The organism is Maribacter polysiphoniae (assembly GCF_003148665.1).
GTDB classification, from domain to species: Bacteria; Bacteroidota; Bacteroidia; order Flavobacteriales; family Flavobacteriaceae; genus Maribacter_A; species Maribacter_A polysiphoniae.
Window position 1 is genome coordinate 102,242 of record NZ_QGGQ01000005.1, and the last position, 19,344, is coordinate 121,585.

General features: G+C 40.8%; 24 protein-coding genes. 14 read left to right on the plus strand and 10 right to left on the minus strand.

All coding sequences use genetic code 11. The features are described 5' to 3' along the window. Positions 1–105 precede the first annotated feature (105 nt). The 14 genes from LX92_RS12255 (at position 106) to LX92_RS12320 (ending at position 11,578) form a co-directional block, all read left to right on the plus strand. Positions 106–726 (plus strand): hypothetical protein, encoded by a 621-nt coding sequence (locus tag LX92_RS12255; RefSeq protein ID WP_109650983.1) that lies wholly within the window; start codon positions 106–108, stop codon positions 724–726. A gap of 31 nt (positions 727–757) precedes the next feature. Continuing rightward, complete coding sequence (locus LX92_RS12260) at positions 758–1,195, plus strand: nitrous oxide reductase accessory protein NosL (RefSeq protein ID WP_109650985.1); 438 nt, start codon at positions 758–760, stop codon at positions 1,193–1,195. A gap of 84 nt (positions 1,196–1,279) precedes the next feature. After that, positions 1,280–1,573: a cupin domain-containing protein gene (locus LX92_RS12265; protein WP_109650987.1), complete on the plus strand. Its 294-nt coding sequence runs from the start codon at positions 1,280–1,282 to the stop codon at positions 1,571–1,573. Next, positions 1,573–2,811 (plus strand): nitrous oxide reductase family maturation protein NosD, encoded by a 1,239-nt coding sequence (locus LX92_RS12270; protein ID WP_109650989.1) that lies wholly within the window; start codon positions 1,573–1,575, stop codon positions 2,809–2,811. The genes LX92_RS12265 and LX92_RS12270 overlap by 1 nt, the downstream gene beginning before the upstream one ends. Beyond that, the gene (locus LX92_RS12275; RefSeq protein ID WP_109650991.1) at positions 2,808–3,518 is read left to right on the plus strand and encodes an ABC transporter ATP-binding protein; all 711 of its coding nucleotides are present in this window, start codon (positions 2,808–2,810) and stop codon (positions 3,516–3,518) included. The genes LX92_RS12270 and LX92_RS12275 overlap by 4 nt, the downstream gene beginning before the upstream one ends. Beyond that, entirely contained in the window at positions 3,511–4,293 is a 783-nt protein-coding gene (locus LX92_RS12280) for an ABC transporter permease (protein WP_109650993.1), read from the plus strand. The genes LX92_RS12275 and LX92_RS12280 overlap by 8 nt, the downstream gene beginning before the upstream one ends. Positions 4,294–4,325: 32 nt before the next feature. Beyond that, positions 4,326–5,531, plus strand: coding sequence for a hypothetical protein (locus LX92_RS12285; RefSeq protein ID WP_109650995.1), 1,206 nt, complete (start codon positions 4,326–4,328; stop codon positions 5,529–5,531). Between the two features lie 50 nt (positions 5,532–5,581). After that, the gene (locus tag LX92_RS12290) at positions 5,582–6,670 is read left to right on the plus strand and encodes a sensor histidine kinase (RefSeq protein WP_109650997.1); all 1,089 of its coding nucleotides are present in this window, start codon (positions 5,582–5,584) and stop codon (positions 6,668–6,670) included. Between the two features lie 2 nt (positions 6,671–6,672). After that, positions 6,673–7,995, plus strand: a complete 1,323-nt coding sequence (locus LX92_RS12295; protein WP_109650999.1) for a sigma-54-dependent transcriptional regulator — start codon at positions 6,673–6,675, stop codon at positions 7,993–7,995. Between the two features lie 149 nt (positions 7,996–8,144). Next, the gene (locus LX92_RS22440) at positions 8,145–8,303 is read left to right on the plus strand and encodes a hypothetical protein (RefSeq protein WP_170117843.1); all 159 of its coding nucleotides are present in this window, start codon (positions 8,145–8,147) and stop codon (positions 8,301–8,303) included. Further along, positions 8,288–8,767, plus strand: a complete 480-nt coding sequence (locus LX92_RS12300) for a GreA/GreB family elongation factor (protein ID WP_109651001.1) — start codon at positions 8,288–8,290, stop codon at positions 8,765–8,767. Before LX92_RS22440 ends, LX92_RS12300 begins: the two co-directional genes overlap by 16 nt. A 509-nt stretch (positions 8,768–9,276) precedes the next feature. Continuing rightward, a complete protein-coding gene (locus LX92_RS12310; protein ID WP_109651005.1) occupies positions 9,277–10,569 on the plus strand; it encodes a Glu/Leu/Phe/Val family dehydrogenase in 1,293 nt (430 codons plus the stop codon). Between the two features lie 203 nt (positions 10,570–10,772). Next, positions 10,773–11,192, plus strand: coding sequence for a GreA/GreB family elongation factor (locus LX92_RS12315; RefSeq protein ID WP_109651007.1), 420 nt, complete (start codon positions 10,773–10,775; stop codon positions 11,190–11,192). Next, entirely contained in the window at positions 11,189–11,578 is a 390-nt protein-coding gene (locus LX92_RS12320; RefSeq protein ID WP_146197828.1) for a hypothetical protein, read from the plus strand. Before LX92_RS12315 ends, LX92_RS12320 begins: the two co-directional genes overlap by 4 nt. Positions 11,579–11,667: 89 nt before the next feature. On the opposite strand, the gene LX92_RS12325 is transcribed toward LX92_RS12320, so the two are convergent. The 10 genes from LX92_RS12325 to LX92_RS12370 all read right to left on the minus strand — a co-directional run bounded on the left by LX92_RS12325 (position 11,668) and on the right by LX92_RS12370 (position 19,331). Further along, positions 11,668–12,129 (minus strand): hemerythrin domain-containing protein, encoded by a 462-nt coding sequence (locus LX92_RS12325; RefSeq protein WP_109651011.1) that lies wholly within the window; start codon positions 12,127–12,129, stop codon positions 11,668–11,670. 15 nt (positions 12,130–12,144) lie between these two features. Next, positions 12,145–12,876 carry an iron-sulfur cluster repair di-iron protein gene (gene ric, locus LX92_RS12330; protein WP_109651013.1) on the minus strand — a complete coding sequence of 244 codons (732 nt, stop codon included), beginning with the start codon at positions 12,874–12,876 and terminating at the stop codon, positions 12,145–12,147. Positions 12,877–13,178: 302 nt separating this feature from the next. Beyond that, a complete protein-coding gene (locus LX92_RS12335) occupies positions 13,179–13,571 on the minus strand; it encodes a group III truncated hemoglobin (RefSeq protein WP_109651014.1) in 393 nt (130 codons plus the stop codon). A gap of 21 nt (positions 13,572–13,592) precedes the next feature. Beyond that, positions 13,593–14,714: an ABC transporter permease gene (locus LX92_RS12340; protein WP_109651016.1), complete on the minus strand. Its 1,122-nt coding sequence runs from the start codon at positions 14,712–14,714 to the stop codon at positions 13,593–13,595. Next, positions 14,714–15,820 (minus strand): ABC transporter permease, encoded by a 1,107-nt coding sequence (locus tag LX92_RS12345; RefSeq protein ID WP_109651018.1) that lies wholly within the window; start codon positions 15,818–15,820, stop codon positions 14,714–14,716. The genes LX92_RS12340 and LX92_RS12345 overlap by 1 nt, the downstream gene beginning before the upstream one ends. 8 nt (positions 15,821–15,828) lie before the next feature. Next, positions 15,829–16,563, minus strand: coding sequence for an ABC transporter ATP-binding protein (locus LX92_RS12350; protein WP_109651020.1), 735 nt, complete (start codon positions 16,561–16,563; stop codon positions 15,829–15,831). 26 nt (positions 16,564–16,589) lie between these two features. Beyond that, positions 16,590–17,492, minus strand: coding sequence for an ABC transporter ATP-binding protein (locus LX92_RS12355; RefSeq protein ID WP_109651022.1), 903 nt, complete (start codon positions 17,490–17,492; stop codon positions 16,590–16,592). Positions 17,493–17,529: 37 nt separating this feature from the next. Next, on the minus strand, positions 17,530–18,015 hold the full coding sequence (locus LX92_RS12360) for a hypothetical protein (RefSeq protein WP_109651024.1): 486 nt from the start codon (positions 18,013–18,015) through the stop codon (positions 17,530–17,532). 5 nt (positions 18,016–18,020) lie between these two features. Then, positions 18,021–18,401, minus strand: coding sequence for a hypothetical protein (locus LX92_RS12365; protein WP_109651026.1), 381 nt, complete (start codon positions 18,399–18,401; stop codon positions 18,021–18,023). A 30-nt stretch (positions 18,402–18,431) separates the two neighbouring features. Further along, positions 18,432–19,331 carry an HlyD family secretion protein gene (locus LX92_RS12370; protein ID WP_223308277.1) on the minus strand — a complete coding sequence of 300 codons (900 nt, stop codon included), beginning with the start codon at positions 19,329–19,331 and terminating at the stop codon, positions 18,432–18,434. Positions 19,332–19,344: the final 13 nt, after the last annotated feature.

The window sequence follows — 19,344 nt, forward strand, 5'->3', positions numbered from 1 at the left end:
TCAATAAAAAAAGCGGGCTGTGTCTCTGACCTGCCCGCTTTTTTCAATTCATCAGCAACCTTTCAAAGCCAAACGCAATTCGTAAACCATCAAAAAGTATAAGTGATGAAAAAAGCAAGTGTTTTAATGATTATTGGCCCATTATTACTTTTGGGATTGTATTTTTTCCCATTATGGAATATTATGTTAGGTGCGCCCCAATATCCAGATCCTTTGGGAATGAATATACATATTACCGGAATAAAGGGAGTGTCTGAATTCGATCTTCAGAATATCGACGGACTCAACCACTATATCGGTATGAAAGTCATTCCAAAGCCGGAAGATATGTGGGAGTTCACCGTTTTTCCCTACGTAATTGGCGGGATGGTCTTATTAGGCGTTATTATTGGCCTATTAGGCTATATGAACAAAGTAAGCTATAAATGGTTTTTAGGCTGGTTTGTACTTATGAGTATTTTGGGCGTTTTGGGAATGTACGATTTTAATGCCTGGCTGCTTGATTATGGGTCAAATCTAGATCCACATGCCATTATTAAAGTGGTCAACCCCGATGGAACACCCATGACATATAAGCCACCATTGTTGGGGTATCAAAAAATGTTGAATTTTGACGTTACCTCGCTACCGCATGTAGGGGCTTATATGATGTTCGTGGGTATGATGTTGACGGTTGTGGCATTCTTTGTCGGCAAGAAGGAAGCGGGTAAGATTAAGAACACCTAAGAAACCATAAATCCTATAAAAGTTAATACCGATGATAAGTAGATACATTTTGTTGACGGTGGTACTATTGACCATGGTATCCTGTGAGGTTAGTCCAAAACCAATTAATTATGGTTCAGATGGTTGTCATTTCTGTTCAATGACGATTGTCGATAAGCAGCATGCGGCTGAAATAGTGACGAAGAAAGGCAAGGCCTTTAAGTTCGATGCGGTAGAGTGCATGATGAATCATTTGAAAGATGTCGATATAACGACCATTGAACTATTTTTGGTCAATGATTTTCATGCTCCTGGTACGTTGATCGACGCTAAGGATGCAACCTTTTTGATTAGCAAGAGCATCCCTAGCCCCATGGGCGAATACCTATCCGCTTTTTATTCCAAAGAGCAGGCAGAACTGGTCGAGGCTGAAAATGAAGGGGAATTGTATACCTGGGATGGGTTGAAATCAAGGTTTAAAGTAAATTAAGATACCCAAATACATGGGGGATAAAAGGGCGTATGATGTCGCTTGATTTTTATTTCCCATTATTCAATAAAAAGATGATATACCATGTATGAAGTAAGTAACCAAGTAGTAGAACAGGGTTTTGATAAGTTCCAATTGCAAAAGTTGGTAAAGACCCCTAATTACGAAATACTCAATATCAGTTTGGAAAAAGGAGAGGTTTTCCCGGAACATACTTCACCCAAACACGCTCATTTAGTGGTGTTGGAAGGAGAGGTGATCTTTCATATCAATGGGGAGAACCACAATTTAAGGGAACAACAGTATTTTAATTTTCCAAAAGAAGAGAAACATTGGGTGGAAGCGGTTGTAAATTCTAAATTTTTGGTGGTTCGATAATGGGAAATAGCGCGAGACATTTATTTATCCTACTATTTCTAATCGGGAATTCCCTTTGGGCCAAAACCATACCCGTTTGTTCCGATTGTGAAGTGAAATCGATAAAGGAGGGGATAACGAAAGCCGCCGATTTTGATACCCTTCTAATCAAAAAGGGTACGTACAGGGAATTTAATATCCTTGTCGACAAACCCCTGACCTTATTGGGTGAGAACTTTCCTGTAATCGATGGGGAAGACCAGGGCGAGATCATACGGGTCGTTTCCGATAATGTTACCATTGACGGACTTTTCATTATCAATGTCGGTACGAGTTACACAAGTGATTATGCTGCCATACGGGTTGTTAAAAGCGAAAACTTCCTTATACAGAACGTGGTGTTGGAGAAACTTTTTTTTGGCATCTATCTTGAAAAATCAAATAACGGTAAAGTGTATCATAATAAGATTATCGGGGATGCCGTAGATGAGTATAATTCCGGCAACGGTATTCAATTGTGGTATTCACACCATGTTGAGGTTGATCGTAATATTGTGCAAGGGGTAAGGGATGGTATTTATTTGGAGTTTTCAGACCACATTACCATCAATGACAATGAGAGTACCAATAACCTTAGGTATGGCCTGCATTTTATGTTTTCAGATGATGATGTTTATACGAATAATACTTTCGAAAAAAATGGCGCGGGTGTAGCGGTCATGTTTTCCAAGCGCATTCGAATGGAAGACAACATCTTTCGACAAAATTGGGGTACTGCGGCCTTTGGTATGTTACTCAAGGAAATAAACGATGCAGAGATTATCGGAAACACTTTTGAAGAGAACACAATAGGGATCAATATTGAAGGTTCAAACCGTATTGTCTATAAGAATAACGATTTCATCAATAACGGCTGGGCCGTAAAGGTTCTTGGGGCTTGTTATACCAATTCTTTCGAGCATAATAATTTCCTTTACAATTCCTTTGATATCTCCTATAACAGTAAATTAAACGACAATAAGTTCGAGAATAATTATTGGAGTAATTATACGGGATATGATCTGGATAAAGACGGAATAGGGGATGTGCCCTACCGTCCCGTGAAATTGTTTTCATACATTGTGAATCGAACACCGGAAACAATTGTGTTATTGCGCAGTCTGTTTATGGATATCATCGATTTTTCAGAAAAAGTATCCCCGGTATTTACACCCGATAATCTTTTGGATGCCCTACCATTAATGAAAAAAGCAGAATGATACAGATAGAGAATCTACATAAGAAATTTGGAAAGAACCAAGTGCTTTCCCATTTGGACTTGCATATTGATGAAGGGGGTATTTTTGCCGTGTTGGGTCCAAATGGCTCTGGTAAAACTACCTTGATCAAGAGTATTCTGGGAATGGTTGTTCCTAATAAGGGCAGTCTTTCGGTCTTGGGGTCATCCGTCAGGAAAAACTGGAAATACCGTCAGGAAATCGATTATTTACCACAAATCGCCAATTTTCCGGGTAACCTTAAGGTGAAGGAGTTGATTCGTATGATCAAAGATCTACGTCAAAAGCCAAGTAAGGAACAAGAGCTGATAACCCTTTTTGGCCTTGAACCCTTTTTGGACAAGAAATTGGCAACGCTTTCGGGAGGTACCAAACAAAAAGTCAATATCGTATTGACCTTTATGTTCGATAGTCCCTTGATCATCCTTGATGAACCGACCACAGGATTGGATCCCGCATCTTTGATCAAGTTAAAGGAATTGATCTTGCAGGAAAAGAACAAAGGGAAAACCATCTTGATCACAACCCATATTATGCAATTTGTCGAAGAAATGGCAGACAAGATCGTCTACCTCTTAGAGGGTAATATCTACTTTAAAGGAACTATTGATGATTTGATGGCCAAGACTGAACAAAATGATTTTGAACATGCCATAGCGGCAATATCAACCCATACTACAAATGCTTAAGATACTTAAATATAGTTTTTACGATTTAATGCGAAGTCGATGGAGTTATGTGTACTTCCTTTTTTACTTGGCATTGGGTTTTGTTCTCCTTTTTTTGAACCAGGATCTTTCGAAGGCGGTCATCACCCTAATGAATGTGATTATTGTTCTTGTACCCTTGATCAGTACGATTTTCGGGGTTATGTATTTTTATAACTCCAAGGAATTTACAGAACTGCTGTTGGCACAACCCTTAAAACGAACCTCCATATTCTTGGGGCAGTATTTAGGTGTTGCGGGTTCCTTGACACTGAGTCTTGTTTTGGGACTGGGAGTTCCTTTTGTGCTCTACGGATTGTTCCGTAGCGATGCCATTTGGGACTTTTCATTACTCTTGATAACTGGGGCATTCTTGACCATGATATTTACGGCATTGGCATTTAATATAGCCCTGTCCAATGAAAATAAAATCAAGGGTTTCGGTTATGCCGTTCTCATGTGGTTGTTCTTGGCCGTTATCTATGATGGGTTGTTTTTGTTATCATTGATAATCTTTGAGGAATACCCGTTGGATTCCTTTTCTTTGGTGGCTACCACCTTCAACCCGATCGATTTATCACGGACCCTGATTTTGTTGAAATTGGATATTTCGGCATTGTTGGGGTATACGGGAGCCGTGTTCAAATCCTATTTCGGTACCAATTTAGGGTTATTCGTTTCCTTGGGTATGCTGGTGTTATGGACAATTCTTCCCGTTTGGCGATTGGCTTATAAATCGAAGAGAAAGGATTTTTAAACTACATTCGCTTCAAAGAAGTTGTTTGCAAAATGAATCTTAAGAGGCATATAAACGTAGCGCTGGGTTATTTTATAATAGCAGCTTTTTTTGGGGTGGTATTACGGTCTTTCCACTCTTTTGAAATTCCCATCAATTATAAGTTCGTTGTGCACGGACATTCGCATATTGCCCTGATGGGCTGGGTCTATATGGGTTTGACGACCCTGATTTATAAGTTGTTCTTGGCCAATAAGGCCCTTGAAGTAAAATATCGGCGTATCTTTTGGTTTACCCAATTGACCTTGGTAGGTATGTTGGTGACATTCCCTTTTCAGGGATATGCCCTTTTCTCCATTGTTTTTTCAACCTTGTTCCTATTGGCCTCGTATTGGTTTGTATGGTTTTTTTTAAAACATATCCCTGCGGAATACATACATACAAATTCATATCAGTGTATAAAGCTTGCCCTATGGTACATGGTATTGTCCAGTATAGGACCTTGGTGTTTGGGTATAATAATGAATACCTTGGGTGCAGGGTCTATTTGGTATCGATTGTCGATATATTTTTACCTGCATTTTCAATATAATGGTTGGATGGTTCTTGCCCTTTTGGGATTGTTCATTTATGTGATCGAAGGAAAAGGGATAAAGGTGCCCCGGAAAACCTTTAGACAGTTTTTTTGGATGATCAACTTGGGTATCCTGGCCTCGTTCTTTCTCTCCACCTTGTGGACGAAGCCCAGCATGTTCCTATACGTTCTGGGAGGTATGGGTGCCGTGCTTCAAATTGGGGCTTTGGCCGTTCTTTTTGTATTTAGTAGGAAGGTTATGGGAGCTCTGACAAAAATCTTCAATCCATTGCAAAATAAAGTATTGATTACCATTGGAGTGCTTTTGGCCCTCAAAATGTTCCTGCAATGGGTATCGGCATTTCCATATTTTGCACGTTTGGCGGCATCGATTACCGATTTTACCATAGGGTATCTGCATTTGACATTTTTAGGTGTGGTGTCGATGGGCTTATTCCTGTTCCTTGATTATTTTAGGTTGTTGAAATTATCGGTAGGCGCTTTTGTCCTGTTTTTTATTGGATTTGTTCTTACTGAAGGGTTGATTTTCTATAAGGGTATCGCCTCTTGGTTGGGTTTTGGTATTTTTAAGGGGTATTATGGAAGTTTGGCCCTTGCGAGTTTACTGGTTTTTGTAAGTTTGGTTACCTTGCTTGTACGAAAAGGGCAAGGGGAATTGGAATGATCTATTGAAGTTTCCAAACCCCATCATTACTAACGATTATTTTAGTACGGATGAATTCAACCGAGGCTATATTAAAAGAACGGATCAAGGAGCTTACATGTCTTCATGAAGTAACCTCGATCATTGTTAATTCGGATTACGATCAACTCCATATCTCACTCGAGGCCATTGCTTACTGCCTAAAAAAAGCCTGGCAATTCGATAAGGATGCGGAAGTCGAGATAAAGAGTGGTATATACCGGGTAAAGACAAAGGGATTCAGCCCCTTAATGGCTACCATAAAATCTGAAATCAAGGTCTTTAATAAGGTTGATGGCCATATTCTAGTTGGATATCCGGAGTATAAATATTCAAAATCCGATTTTCTGGAGGAGGAAGAGGTACTGTTGGATAATATTAGTCTGGCAGTGTCTAACCTATTGGAGCGAAAACAGATAAAGGATAGTGAGGAGAAGGTAAAGCGGCAGATGGAACGGACCGATAGGTTGCACATTTTGGGTGAGATTACCGCCGGTATTGCCCATGAGCTCAACACACCCTTGGCCAATATCTTGGGGTTCACCGAATTGCTAAAGGAAAGGATATCGGACAAGGAAGCCTCTCGGGACTTGCAGAAGATTGTTGACAATACCATCTTTAGTCGCGAGATCGTAAAGAAATTGATGTTCTTCGCCTGCGAGATGCCACAAGAAATGGATGTAATTCAGCTAAACCCGATTATTGATAACGTTTTACAGCTATTACGGCCTTCCTTAAAAGCAAAGAAAATACAATTGGTAAAGTCTTTAGATACTGCGGATATTCAACTAAGGGCCGATACGGTACAATTGACCCAAGTACTTTTTAACCTTATTATGAATGCGGTATATTACTCTCCGGAGGGAGGGAAAATTACCGTTGAGGTGGAAGGAAACACAAAAAACAACAAAATCCATATTAAGGACGAAGGTCCAGGTATTGATCCTGGGATAGGGGATAAGATCTTTGAACCTTTTTTCACCACGAAACCGATTGGTGATGGTTCTGGTTTGGGGCTAAGTGTGGTACATGGTATTATCAGTAGTCACAAGGGAAGTATCACCCATAGGCAAAATCAACCCAAGGGTACTATATTCACCGTCAACTTTCCTAAATTGTAACTATGCTACACAAGGAGAATATTTTATTGGTCGATGATGATATCGATATTTTGGAGCTATTACAGCGCCATCTACAATCCATGGATTATCATACCTATAAGGCTGTATCTGTAAAGGAGGCTTTGTATATTTTGAAAGATTCCTATATTGATTTGTTGATTACCGATATTCAGATGCCTGGGGTTGATGGCTTGGAGTTGTTGAAATTTGCCGATGAACATTATCCGGAAATGCCGAAATTGGTCATTACGGGGTATCCTTCCGTTTCTGGTGCTTTGGAGGTCATTAAAGCAGGCGCTACCGATTATTTGACCAAACCCTTTACCAAGGAGGAGCTCCGAAAAGCGGTGTTAAAGGCTTTTGAACAAGGCTCTAGGCGAAAAGATTCCAAGAAGACCATCAGTGCCAACCAAGATGGCTTGTACCCCGATATGGTGGGCAAATCCGAAACATACGGGAAAGTTACGGATATTATAGAAAGGGTAAAGGACAATAAGGCTACGGTTCTGATCAAAGGGGAGAGTGGAACAGGAAAGGAATTGGTGGCAAGGGCTATCCATTATTCGGGTAAGTTCTCCCGGGCTCCTTTTATAGCGGTCAATTGTGGTGCGATTCCGGAAAATTTGCAGGAGTCGGAATTCTTCGGCTATGTTAAGGGGGCCTTCACAGGGGCCAATGAAAACCGGGACGGATTCTTTCAGGCAGCCCAAGGGGGTACCTTGTTTTTGGACGAAATCGGAACGGCATCACTAGCGGTTCAAAGTAAATTATTACGGGCATTACAGGAAAAGGAAGTTTCTAAAGTAGGCGCCAGGAAAACAGAAAAGGTAGATATCCGTGTGATAGCCGCTACCAACTCCAATCTGCAGGAAGAAATTGAAAACAAGAGGTTCCGGGAAGATCTGTACTATCGATTGACCGTGGTTGAGATTGATGTGCCGCCATTGCGGAAAAGAAAATCGGACATACCGCTTTTGGTCGGGAAATTTATAAGAAAATATGGCATCGAATACAAAGACCGGTTGTTGCGGATTTCACCAGATGCCCTTCAAATATTGAAAAGATACCCTTGGCCAGGCAATGTACGTGAACTTGAGAATGTCATTCAACGGGCCATCATTATGAGCGATGGTACTATAGATGTCGGTGACTTGCCAGATAAGTTGAAATTTCAAATTGACTTTCCCGATTCCAATTTCCGTTCCCTTCATGAGATGGAGAAAGAGTATGTTCAAAAAGTGCTCAACCATACCCAGGGAAACAAGACTAAGGCGGCCGAAATTCTTCAGATCGATCGCAAGACCTTGCGTGAGAAATTGAAATAACGTACTGGGTAAAAATTCCCCATCAGGGGTAAAACTCCCCGATTGTTTTTTGGGACCCTATTTTATTTGTCTTTATAAGTCACATATATTCAGCAGGTTATGCTTAAGTCGGTCATCTGTTCATTCCTTGGGCATACCTTTTGCCCAATATGGGAAAACGGAAATCGATGATGACCCAATTCTTTGTACAGGCTATTCGAAGGACAAGGGCCCATCTATTACAAAAGGGGAAATGGAAAGCCGTAAATGGTACTTCGGTCAGTATGGACCGTGGGAACAATAAAGGGGGAATATGGAAGAAAAAATGAAATATGGAAGTCTGGTTTTTGAGAAGAAGGATTTTGTGATGATAAAGCGCTATGTGCAGTTGAATCACTATATCGAGGATTATGCCCATAAAGATGCATTGGAGGCTTTAGAGGAGAATATGTCAGACGCCCGGATATATGATTTGGAAGATATTCCGGAAGATGTTGTCAGGCTGTATTCGATTGTTACCGTGCGCAGCGAATTGGGGTGGTGTAAAACCTTCCAGTTGGTACTGCCCTCCGAAAAGGATATTGAAAAGGATAAATTATCCGTACAAAGTACGTTGGGTGCCTCTGTAATAGGTTTGTCAGAAGGAGATTGTATCAATTATGGTCTGCCTTCCAATATTATCAAACTTAAAATAAAGAGGGTACAACAAAGCCCTAAACATTTTAAAGTGAATATTTCGGAAGAAGTATTCATGAACGTACTGCCTAAATATCCAAAGAATCAGTTCATATAGATTGGTATGGTAGTTCAAATTGCGAAAAATGTCTTGCTGGTAACAAAATAGTCGTTACTGGGGTAAAAAATTAAATAGGGTACAATGCAGTTCAGGGTCAAACATAATGAAGGTCGCCAATTCTTAGGTAACCACAGGTTTATATCCAAGGACTTGGAAATTAATGCACAGTCATGTTGACGATGTTCAAAATAGTTAGTTTGGTGGTGTTATCTATCCGGCTTTCCCGAAAGTGAATTTGTTTGGTTTTTATAGGGAGAGTCGGTTAGGTATTTCTGATATTAATAGGAGTTATAAATAGAATATAGATGCGACAAAAATATAATAGAAGTATTTGCTCTACATGTCGGTTTATATCCTTTTGTGAATTGACAACGGACAAAAGTAATATTACCTCGTGTAGTGATTATGAGCATTATTTGGATGAAGGAATAGCTTATGGTAAGCATAATAATGTTAATTTTAAAAGGAGTAAAAACCAAAGACAATTAGTTTTAAATAATAAGTAGATGATAACAAAAACGCCAAAGAATAAAAGGCAACAAAAACAGGGTATGTTGGACAACGTTATGCGACAGTTCAACCATGCCGCCGATATTATCGGCCTAAACGCCAATATCCGTAAAATATTGGAAGTGACCAATAACGAATTGGTCGTGCATTTTCCGGTCCGAATGGATAATGGGGAAGTAGAGGTTTTCACTGGGTATAGGGTGCAGCATAATAACGCGTTGGGTCCCTACAAAGGAGGATTGAGATATCACCCTACGGTTGATATTGATGCCGCCAGGGCTTTGGCCATGTGGATGACCTGGAAAACTTCTTTGGCAGGTCTGCCTTACGGTGGGGCCAAAGGGGGAATTCAATTGCTTCCTTCTAAATATAGCCAATCAGAACTGGAACGGATTACCCGTAGGTTTACTTATGCCTTGGGTGATAATATTGGGCCGGAGTTGGATATTCCTGCACCCGATGTAAATACGAATCCACAGGTAATGGCTTGGATATTGGATACGTATATGTCTACCAAATCGCCCAACGAGCGATCTAAGAACATGCATGTCGTTACCGGAAAACCTTTAGGTGTTGGAGGTTCAGAGGGAAGGGATAGGGCCACAGGATATGGTGTTTTCCTAAGTATCAGGTTTTGGGCCGAAAACAAGAAAGTCGACCTTAAAGGCAAGAAATTCATCGTACAGGGTTTTGGTAACGTAGGGTATTGGACTGCTTATTTTCTTGAAAAGGAAGGAGCGATATTGACCGCTGTCCAAGATGCTTTTGGTAGTATCTACAATGAGGATGGTATTTCGGTCGAAAAGCTATTGGAGTATTCCCAAGCCAATAAGGGTAGCATATTAGGCTTCGCGGATGCCCAAGCAATAGAGAACAAGGATTTCTTTGGCTTGGATTGTGATATCTGCGTACCAGCCGCCTTGGGTAACCAAATAACTGCGGAAAATGCATCAAGTATAAAGGCGTACTTGATTGCTGAGGGGGCCAACGGGCCAACTGATGTAGAGGCAGAGAAGATCTTGTTGAAAAAAGGCATTGATATCATTCCCGATATATTATGTAATTCCGGGGGTGTTATCGGTAGTTATTATGAATGGCTCCAAAACAGGAACGGGGAGATCTGGCATCTGGAAGAGGTAATGGAAAAGCTGGAAAAGAAACTCCGGGGGTCGTTTAGCAAGGTGCTCAAAACATCCAAGGAAAGGGGTGTTGATATGAGGTCTGCTGCTTTTATCATTGCAATAGAAAGGTTGGAACAAGCGTATGAGCAACGCGGAATTTTCCCATGATACATCAACGGGAAAAAGAGTGTAAATAGATAGTCAATATCTTATTGTTTCCCCATGTGGGGAGTAGGCTCAGGGCGTTGACCATATTCCGAATAAGGATGATGGTTCAATCCTTGGGCCTTCTAACCCTATGTCTATTGGTAAATAATTGGGTTGCTCCCATTTTATCAATGGAGGTAGTCTAAAACTTAAATAAGGAAAAAATGAAATACGGAAATTTAGTCATAGAAAAGAAGGAATATGTTCTGCTGAAAAAGCTAATGAATCTCTCGAGGTATTACAAGGATGTTACCTTGGGAAAATCCATTAAAAAGTTGAATAGTGAGATGGAATCCGCAAAAATCTGCGACGAAAAGGATATGCCCAAGGATGTGATTCGCTTTAATAGTACTATAACTATAGTTTCTGAAAAAGGATGGAATAAGGAATTCACTTTGGTCACACCCGCGGAAAGTGATGTTAAGCACGGAAGGATTTCGTTGTTGACACCTATGGGTTCTGCGGTTATTGGTTATGCGGAGGGTGATACCATAGTTTGGGAGTTTCCTTCGGGGGAACAGAACTTAACGATTGAGAAAGTGGAGCAGGGAAATCAAAAATTAAATGCTAGCATGGTATTATGAGCACGCGACTATTTTACGAACATGAGTCCGACAGCAGGATCATGTTCAAGAAGGATAAAAAGGAACTGGAGGGCTGGACAGAAAGTTTGGAGTATATCAACCAGGAATTGGATTTTCTCATAGATATTGAAAACCTCATGTTGAACGATGCCAATCTCTATACCCAACTACTGGCCATGCGTCGTGAGAATACGTTGAAATCAGGCGCAATGTACCGTTATGAGACCGCGATGCGGAATGCGAAGGAATGCGATGACATGGCTTGTGATGCCTTCTATCTGAATAATCATGAGAAGCATCGAAACCTATATCTTGAGCATCTTAGGAATTACAGGGCATTGAAAGGGAAGGTGCTTTCCAAAATACTTTTAAACGCCAAAAGATAACTTTGGTATTGAGGGGTTACTATTATCTATTTCGTTGTCAATAGGATGAATTGACCTGCGCTTTAGTAAACAATAAGTTTATCCGTCTTTTATTCCCAAAAGGGATCGTCTTGATTGTCTACGAAATCCTCATCTTTGTGAAATTCAGCAACCAAAGCTAGTTGGGCTTGGGTGGCGACCTTTTCAATGGCATTGAACAATTCACGTTCTTCAAAACGTATGTGTTGTTTTAAGGTTTCTTCGATGTGATGCAACGATAGTTCAATGTCATGGGAGCTTTCAAAAAGACCAACCAAGGCGCAGTGTTCGGCAATTGCCCTTTTTACCAGTTCATTTTGGTTGCCTAAAATGGGGAAAATGTATTTTTCCTCCACCTCAAAATGGGGTATGAGGTGTGTTTTAAAGAACCAATCGGTGTACCGTTTCATTCTTTCAGGGGCGATGTCCTTGCTAAAGCCAGTCCGTAATTTATAACAAAGGAGTAAGCCGTGATGATGGTCACGACTTACCGGCATTAATGCCTTACTCCTTTTTATGGGTGATGTTTTCATTCTTTCGTATGGCCTTTATCGTGGATCGCCCAATTGTTTTTCCAATTCCTCAGCTTTTGGGAATAGGATGTTGTTTTCCAAATGAATATGGTTGTGTAGGTCATTTTCAAAATCTTTGAGCAACGAAAAAGCTACCTTGTATGTGGTGCAACCATCTGCCGGAGGGGTGTAGTTGTTGCTTAAGGCGTCTATTTGCCTAAATCGTTCACCTTCATTATCGTGTTCCTGCATCATCACCTGGATTGGATTTTGAATGGTTCCAAAATGAAAGTTGTCCAAAACACTGGCATTTTGTGTGGCTTTTACCATTTTGCGTATGGCAGGAAAAACCACTAACTCTTCTTTTTTCATGTGCTTGGTCAATTCATCAGCGGACTTTGTGAAATGATCGGTAATTTCAAATAGTTCTGGATGGCGTTCCCCATGAACCTGACATAGTTTTGCCAAGAATTGTTTTAATACGGGAATTTGTTTTTCTACATAGCGGTGATGCTTTTTCTCGATGTAGTCGGCAAGTAGGTCCAAGGGCCATGATTTAAAATCAATAGTATCGGTATGGGTTTGATTCAATACCTCTTCAATCTCCCTTAAAAGTTGATCCGCATCCAATTTGTTTTTTTCGGCCACTTCCTGAATACTCCTGTTGCCCCTGCAACAGAAGTCTATATTGTGCGCTTTAAAGACTTGTGCGGTGCGATAATCCTCGGCCACTATTTCGCCAATGTTTGTTTTAAGTGTATTTTCCATGATAGCTTTGATTTTGTTTTTGACTGTTTTAGGATTGAATAGGATAAAATTGTCCTATTTAAGCTTAAGATGATTTTGTTTTTTATAAATTCAGCCCTCCCTCGGGGTTCGTGTGTTGATCTATTACCCAGCATCGTGGGTCAGTACGTGCCCCGGTTTGTTGGCATTGCACTTCCTTAATCCAACCCATACAAAGATAGTATTATTTTTAAATAGGACAAATATATCCGAATTAAAATTTATGTAGCATGAATGGCTGTTCAAAGGTTTTATGCGAAGAGGGGTATTTTGGAATTGGCAGATTACTTTTTCCGATGCTGGTACATTTGCATGAATAGCATGGTGCTCATTTTTTGGGCCCTGTTTTTGGCAATCCATGCGACTTCACCCTCAAATAATTCGTCCAAGGTTTCAAACCAAAGGTTTAGCCAAAAACCGAAATGCTCGGATGAAATGGTATGGTTTGTTTTGTCGTCTACTTCCTGATGTGCGGTTACAGGGTTGCCATAGTATTTCCGTTTGAGGAACAATTGTGTTTCCCAGAAATCGGTCAGCAATTCCAAATGGGCGTCCCAATCGGAAATAATGTTGTTGAAGATAGGTCCTAATATATCGTCCTTCCGTATTTTTTTGTAGAACGTATTCACCAATAATGAAACGTCATCTCTGTTGGTTATGTCTGTTTTTGAACCCATTTTTTTATCCTTTAAATTATACTAGGAGAACTTTTTGTAACTCATTACGGCCAAGCCGTTCATTGCAACCGCATATAGAAGCGTTTTCAATACTTGGGGGTAAATATCGGAAATTCCAGCACCTTTGAGCATTACCATTCGCATGACTTGAACGAAATATTTGATGGGATTGAACTCGGTCAAAATCTGGGCCCATTCGGGCATACTCTCAATGGGGGTGAACAAACCACTCATCAAGATAAAGATAACCATAAAGAACCAGGCAATGAACATGGCTTGTTGTTGGGTGTCGGTATAATTTGAGATAAACAAACCAATACCGAGGATCACAAGGATATAAATAATCGTATAGCCGTACATTAGCAGGATACTTCCCACCATGGGAATGTCGAATATTAGTTTGGCAATAATCAGTCCAACGGTCAATAGGACGAGTCCCAATATCAAAAAAGGGAATAGTTTGCCAATGATGAATTGGTGTTTTTTGATCGGGGTGACATTAATTTGCTCCAAGGTGCCGATTTCCTTTTCCCGAACCACGTTCATTCCAGAGAGGAAGAGGGTGATCATGGTCACCAGCAACACTAAAATACCTGGCACCATAAAGGTTTTATAGTTCAATGTCTCATTGTACCAAAATAGGGGAATGGTCTCTATGAGTTGGGGCTGTACCTCGGGAGTGCCTAGAAGCATTAGGCCTACCCTTATTTTACTGTTGAATTGTTGAACGATTTGATTCACGTATACGTTTTCAACCCCGGCTGCGGCACCGTCAATGGCATTAATGGTCACTGATAGGTCCGATTTTTTTTCCTTTATCAGATCACGACTGAAATGTTGGGGAATTTCAAGAACGACATCGACCTCCCCATTGAGCATGGCGGATTTGGCTTTTTTTGCTGTAGGATAATCGGAAAGAACATTAAAATAGGTCGAGGCATTGAATTTTTCAACCAATTCCCTTGAAAAGGAAGTCTTGTCATTATCGATATATCCAAACTTGATGTTCTTGACCTCAAACGTTGCCGCATTCGAAAGAATGATCAGTTGGATCATGGGCATGATAAAGATGATGGGAAGCATGGCCTTATTTCTAAAGATCTGCCTAAACTCCTTTTGAATGATATAGCGGATGATGTTCATTATTCCAATCTGATTTTATATTTTTTGATACTTAAGGCAATAAAGAACAAGGTCATCCCAATCAAGATCAAGGTTTCTTTCCATAAATATTCAATACCTACCCCTTTGAGCATTATGCCTTTAATGATGATGATAAACCATTTGGCCGGAATGATATTACTTAACAGCTGTAAGGGTAGGGGCATGCTGCTGATAGGGAAGATAAATCCGGAAAGTAAAATTACGGGTAGCATTAACCCCATAAGTGAGACCATCATGGCGGTCTGTTGGGAAGTTGCAATGGTAGAGATCAATATCCCCAACGATAGGGCATTGATGATGAACAGGAGACTTTCAGCCCCCAAGAGGAAGAAGCTTCCTTCAACGGGCATTTTAAAAACAAAAAGGCTCAATAAAACAATGATTATGGCATTGATGACGGCAAGTAGTATATAGGGCACTACTTTTCCGATAATGACCTGAAAGGGCTTTAAGGGAGACACCAACAGGATTTCCATGGTACCTAGTTCCTTTTCACGGGTTATCGATATGGAGGTCATCATCGCGGAGACCAGCATTAGAATGACTGTCATGACCCCTGGTACGAACATGAAAACGCTTTTAAGTTCAGGGTTATACGCCAAACGGGTTTTGGGTACAATCTGATAGGATAATGTGGCTCCCTTATTGAGGTCCCCTTGATAGTTTTTTAGGATGGAGGCCGTATAGTTGCTTATGGTATTCGCGGTATTGGGATCGGTGGCATCGGTCAATATCTGTATGGTCGCTTTGTTTTCGGATATCAGTTTTTTGCTGAAATCGTTTTCAAAATTCAATACCGCCTTGATATGTCCCTTTTTAAAAGCGGGTTCTATGGCTGCTTCATTATCAATGACCTGTTTAATGCTGAAGTATTTGGATGCGGCTATTTTAGCGATGATTTCCTTGGTGGTTGCATCTTTCGAATGGTCGAGGATGGCAATGTCCACATTGTTGATTTCATTGGTTATGGCAAAGCCAAAGAGTAACACTTGGGCAATGGGCATACCAAAGAGGATGAACAGCGATCGTCTGTCCCGTAGAATATGGTAAAATTCTTTTTGTATGAATCCTATAAATCGTTTCATCCCTTTTATTATTCTATGTTTCTCGCTAATTTGAGGAACACTTGGTTCATTGTGTCTACCTTGTACAGGGTTTTTAGGTTCTTTGGCGTATCCAAGGCCTCTATTTTTCCTTCGACCATAATCGATACCCGATCGCAATATTCGGCCTCGTCCATGTAATGTGTCGTTACGAAAATGGTTTTGCCCCTATGTGCTTCCCGATAGATCATTTCCCAAAATTGCCGTCTTGTAATCGGGTCTACACCGCCAGTGGGCTCATCCAAGAAAATGATTTGCGGATTGTGCAAAAGCGACACCGAGAAAGCTACTTTTTGCTTCCACCCTAAGGGCAATGCCCCGACTAGTTTATTGGCTTCATCATGTAGTCCCAGTTCCTCGATCAATTCTTTGGTCTTTACTTTTATATCCGCTTTTTTAAGTCCATAAATCCCGCCAAAAAAAGTGATGTTTTCCTTTATGGTAAGGTCGTTGTACAAAGAGAACCGTTGGCTCATATACCCGATACTCTTTTTGACATCCTCTGCATGGGAAATAACATCGAAATTGGCCACAGTGGCTATTCCCGATGTGGGTTTTAGAATGCCAATGAGCATTTTCATAGCAGTGGTTTTTCCTGCACCATTGGCTCCAAGAAAGCCGAAGACCTCACCTTTTCCCACTTCGAACGAGATATTGTTCACTGCGGTGAAGGCGCCAAATGTTTTGGTCAGATCTTTAACGGTTATGGCATTTTCCTTGTTCATTTTTTTCTTGGACTGACTGTTTGTACTTATTTCGACAATTCCATAAAAGTATCCTCTATGGTAGGTGCTGTTTCATTGACCTCAATGTCCGTATGTCCGTTTGCTTGGAGATACTGAACCAAGTCCTTGGCGTTGAAATCAACATTGTTGCTTGTAAAATGTATGTATTCCCCAAAGGGATAGGCACTATGCGTTTGCTCGTAGCTACCTAGATCCTGGATTAGTTTGAAGGTTTCAGCTGCCTTAACCTTGAAAAGCCTTTTAGGGAAGGAATTTTTAATCACTTCAGGGGTGTCGATCTCTAAAATGTTTCCATCTTGGATTAGGGCTATCCTATCGCAGAGTGCTGCTTCGTCCATATACGGGGTAGATACCAAAATGGTGATTCCTTTTTTTTGCAATCGTTTCAGCATTTCCCAAAATTCCTTACGCGAAACAGGGTCGACCCCAGTGGTCGGTTCATCCAAGAACAATACCTTGGGTTTGTGGATCAGGGCACAGGATAATGCCAGTTTTTGTTTCATTCCCCCAGAGAGTTTCCCTGCCCTACGATCTTTAAAAGGTTCGATCTGAACATATATTTCCTTGATCAGATCGTAATTTTCCGCTATAGTCGTTCCGAAAATGGTGGCAAAGAAATTCAAGTTCTCCTCCACGGTTAAATCTTGGTAGAGCGAGAATCGCCCCGGCATATAACCAACATGGTTTCTGATGGACTTATACTCCTTGATGACATTGTAGCCTGCCACCGTGGCCTCTCCTTCGTTCGCAATCAACAAAGTGGTAAGGATACGGAACAAGGTGGTTTTACCCGCTCCGTCAGGACCTATTAAACCGAACAATTCCCCAGGTTTTACCTCAAAGGAGATGTTTTTCAAGGCCATAACCTTATCGTACGATTTACTTATATTTTTGACGGATATGCCCATTTTATCTTTTAATTAAATAATTCCGCACCAATTTTCCTTAGTTGAAATAATCGTAGTACCCTTCTAAATGCGTTTTGATGTCTGACAGTAATAGTGCTCCTTCCTCCTTGTTTTGGGTCTTTTGGAGCATCGCTATTTTTTTGATGAGGGGATGCAACCAAATGTGTAGGTTGTCGTGTGATGCCCCATCCATGGTACATTCCTTGACCACGGTGTTCTTTACTGCATTGAGACGATCGCCTAAGGCCCTATATTCGTTGCTAGTGGTTGCCTGACCCTCGTCTATGTAGGATAACATCAACATGACCCCATCGGTAGTTTCTTTGTTCGCCTTCCATTTGATACCATTGTTCAATACAATTTCTTTGATCCAGGCATTGTCGGGTTCTCGGGACGTTTTTGACTCGGCCTGATGATTGGTTGCGCTGATTGTTTCCATTGTTTCCGGCTGCTCTTTATTGGTTTCTTTACAACCATTGAGTCCCATCAGCAGTGCTATTGAAATAATTTGGATTCGTTTCATGCGTACTAGGTTTTAGTTGAACTTCTCTTTTTGACCAATTTTAGTCGTATGAACAGGAATATCAACAACCAAACAATTACCCTAAAGACCATGGCTTTTATGCTTTCCATGGCGACGGTATCAATAAAAAAGTAGAGATAGGCCAAGACAAGGGCATGGAAGCAAAGGATCACCGATATCAATTTTTTCGAAAGCAGGAAATCCTTCCATATCAGATATGCGGTAATCACGGATAGGGCCCCAACGACAATGTTATAAACCACCAGTCCATTCAAGACCGTATAATCGACTTTATGAAGACCCAATAGTACCGATGTTCCAGAGAGAACAGACATGGTTCCTATGGCTCCGGCAAGCACTAATGCGATAATTTGAGTGGTTTTCATAACATTTTTATGATGTTAGTAGCTTTAAAGCTACTGATTTTCGTTGTTGATCCACATTTCCCCTGGCATTCCTATTTTGAGGCTTCCATCGTTTTTGACCTTGACCTTTATGGCATAAACCAAGTTTATACGCTCCTCTTTGGTCTGTATTATCTTGGGGGTAAACTCAGCGGATTCGGCAATCCAGGATACCGTTCCCTTATAGGATTTCATGCTGTCCCCAGAATCTACCCGTACAGTTACTTCCTGGCCGATCTTTAGGTTTGCCAATTGGGTCTCACTGATATATACCCGAAGCTCCATTTCATCCAAGTCCGCAATCTTATATAGGGGTTTTCCAAAGGATGTGATTTCATTGGGTTCAGCGTATTTTACAAGAACAGTCCCTTTTACGGGATTTTTAATGATACTTTTTTTGATTTGGTCCTCAATCTGTTGTATTTGGACCTCTATGCTTTTTACTTCATTGACGATTGGGGCATTTTGGGTCTCAACACTTCGCATTTGTTGTTTCAGAATGTCGATTTTCCCATTGATATCGTCCAATTGTTTCTCGGTGGCCGCATTTTCCTTGATTAGGTTTTTAATCCGATTTTGGTCTTTAACGGCAACTTTCAATTGTTCCTTGATTACTTCCCGTTGGGAAAGAACATTACTCGATTTGGAAAAAACACTCGTCTTATTCGCTAACAGTTGGTCTTTTTTTAAAGAGAGTTGAACCGTGTCCACGACACCGACAATGGTATTTTTTTCAAGGATGAGGCCTTCTTCCGCATTGAAAAACAAAAGTTTACCATTCGCTTCGGAAGATATGATGGTTGCTGTGGCTTCGAAGTTTCCATAGCCATCCGCTTTTTCTCCGTTACCGCTACAGGATAGCATTAGGATTCCAATACATAGGGCCGGGAATATTGTTGGAATTTTCATCATTTTGGGCTTTAAT

What these genes read in the sequence shown, in the direction of transcription:
- LX92_RS12300 (WP_109651001.1), top strand. Translation starts at nt 8,288, where the DNA reads ATGGAAGAAAAAATGAAATATGGAAGTCTGGTTTTTGAGAAGAAGGAT.
- LX92_RS22440 (WP_170117843.1), top strand. Translation starts at nt 8,145, where the DNA reads ATGGGAAAACGGAAATCGATGATGACCCAATTCTTTGTACAGGCTATT.
- LX92_RS12295 (WP_109650999.1), top strand. Translation starts at nt 6,673, where the DNA reads ATGCTACACAAGGAGAATATTTTATTGGTCGATGATGATATCGATATT.
- LX92_RS12285 (WP_109650995.1), top strand. Translation starts at nt 4,326, where the DNA reads ATGAATCTTAAGAGGCATATAAACGTAGCGCTGGGTTATTTTATAATA.
- LX92_RS12315 (WP_109651007.1), top strand. Translation starts at nt 10,773, where the DNA reads ATGAAATACGGAAATTTAGTCATAGAAAAGAAGGAATATGTTCTGCTG.
- ric (WP_109651013.1), bottom strand. Translation starts at nt 12,876, where the DNA reads ATGGAAAATACACTTAAAACAAACATTGGCGAAATAGTGGCCGAGGAT.
- LX92_RS12260 (WP_109650985.1), top strand. Translation starts at nt 758, where the DNA reads ATGATAAGTAGATACATTTTGTTGACGGTGGTACTATTGACCATGGTA.
- LX92_RS12275 (WP_109650991.1), top strand. Translation starts at nt 2,808, where the DNA reads ATGATACAGATAGAGAATCTACATAAGAAATTTGGAAAGAACCAAGTG.
- LX92_RS12280 (WP_109650993.1), top strand. Translation starts at nt 3,511, where the DNA reads ATGCTTAAGATACTTAAATATAGTTTTTACGATTTAATGCGAAGTCGA.
- LX92_RS12345 (WP_109651018.1), bottom strand. Translation starts at nt 15,820, where the DNA reads ATGAAACGATTTATAGGATTCATACAAAAAGAATTTTACCATATTCTA.
- LX92_RS12335 (WP_109651014.1), bottom strand. Translation starts at nt 13,571, where the DNA reads ATGGGTTCAAAAACAGACATAACCAACAGAGATGACGTTTCATTATTG.
- LX92_RS12255 (WP_109650983.1), top strand. Translation starts at nt 106, where the DNA reads ATGAAAAAAGCAAGTGTTTTAATGATTATTGGCCCATTATTACTTTTG.
- LX92_RS12290 (WP_109650997.1), top strand. Translation starts at nt 5,582, where the DNA reads ATGAATTCAACCGAGGCTATATTAAAAGAACGGATCAAGGAGCTTACA.
- LX92_RS12350 (WP_109651020.1), bottom strand. Translation starts at nt 16,563, where the DNA reads ATGAACAAGGAAAATGCCATAACCGTTAAAGATCTGACCAAAACATTT.
- LX92_RS12365 (WP_109651026.1), bottom strand. Translation starts at nt 18,401, where the DNA reads ATGAAAACCACTCAAATTATCGCATTAGTGCTTGCCGGAGCCATAGGA.
- LX92_RS12325 (WP_109651011.1), bottom strand. Translation starts at nt 12,129, where the DNA reads ATGAAAACATCACCCATAAAAAGGAGTAAGGCATTAATGCCGGTAAGT.
- LX92_RS12370 (WP_223308277.1), bottom strand. Translation starts at nt 19,331, where the DNA reads ATGATGAAAATTCCAACAATATTCCCGGCCCTATGTATTGGAATCCTA.
- LX92_RS12340 (WP_109651016.1), bottom strand. Translation starts at nt 14,714, where the DNA reads ATGAACATCATCCGCTATATCATTCAAAAGGAGTTTAGGCAGATCTTT.
- LX92_RS12265 (WP_109650987.1), top strand. Translation starts at nt 1,280, where the DNA reads ATGTATGAAGTAAGTAACCAAGTAGTAGAACAGGGTTTTGATAAGTTC.
- LX92_RS12355 (WP_109651022.1), bottom strand. Translation starts at nt 17,492, where the DNA reads ATGGGCATATCCGTCAAAAATATAAGTAAATCGTACGATAAGGTTATG.
- LX92_RS12270 (WP_109650989.1), top strand. Translation starts at nt 1,573, where the DNA reads ATGGGAAATAGCGCGAGACATTTATTTATCCTACTATTTCTAATCGGG.
- LX92_RS12360 (WP_109651024.1), bottom strand. Translation starts at nt 18,015, where the DNA reads ATGAAACGAATCCAAATTATTTCAATAGCACTGCTGATGGGACTCAAT.
- LX92_RS12320 (WP_146197828.1), top strand. Translation starts at nt 11,189, where the DNA reads ATGAGCACGCGACTATTTTACGAACATGAGTCCGACAGCAGGATCATG.
- LX92_RS12310 (WP_109651005.1), top strand. Translation starts at nt 9,277, where the DNA reads ATGATAACAAAAACGCCAAAGAATAAAAGGCAACAAAAACAGGGTATG.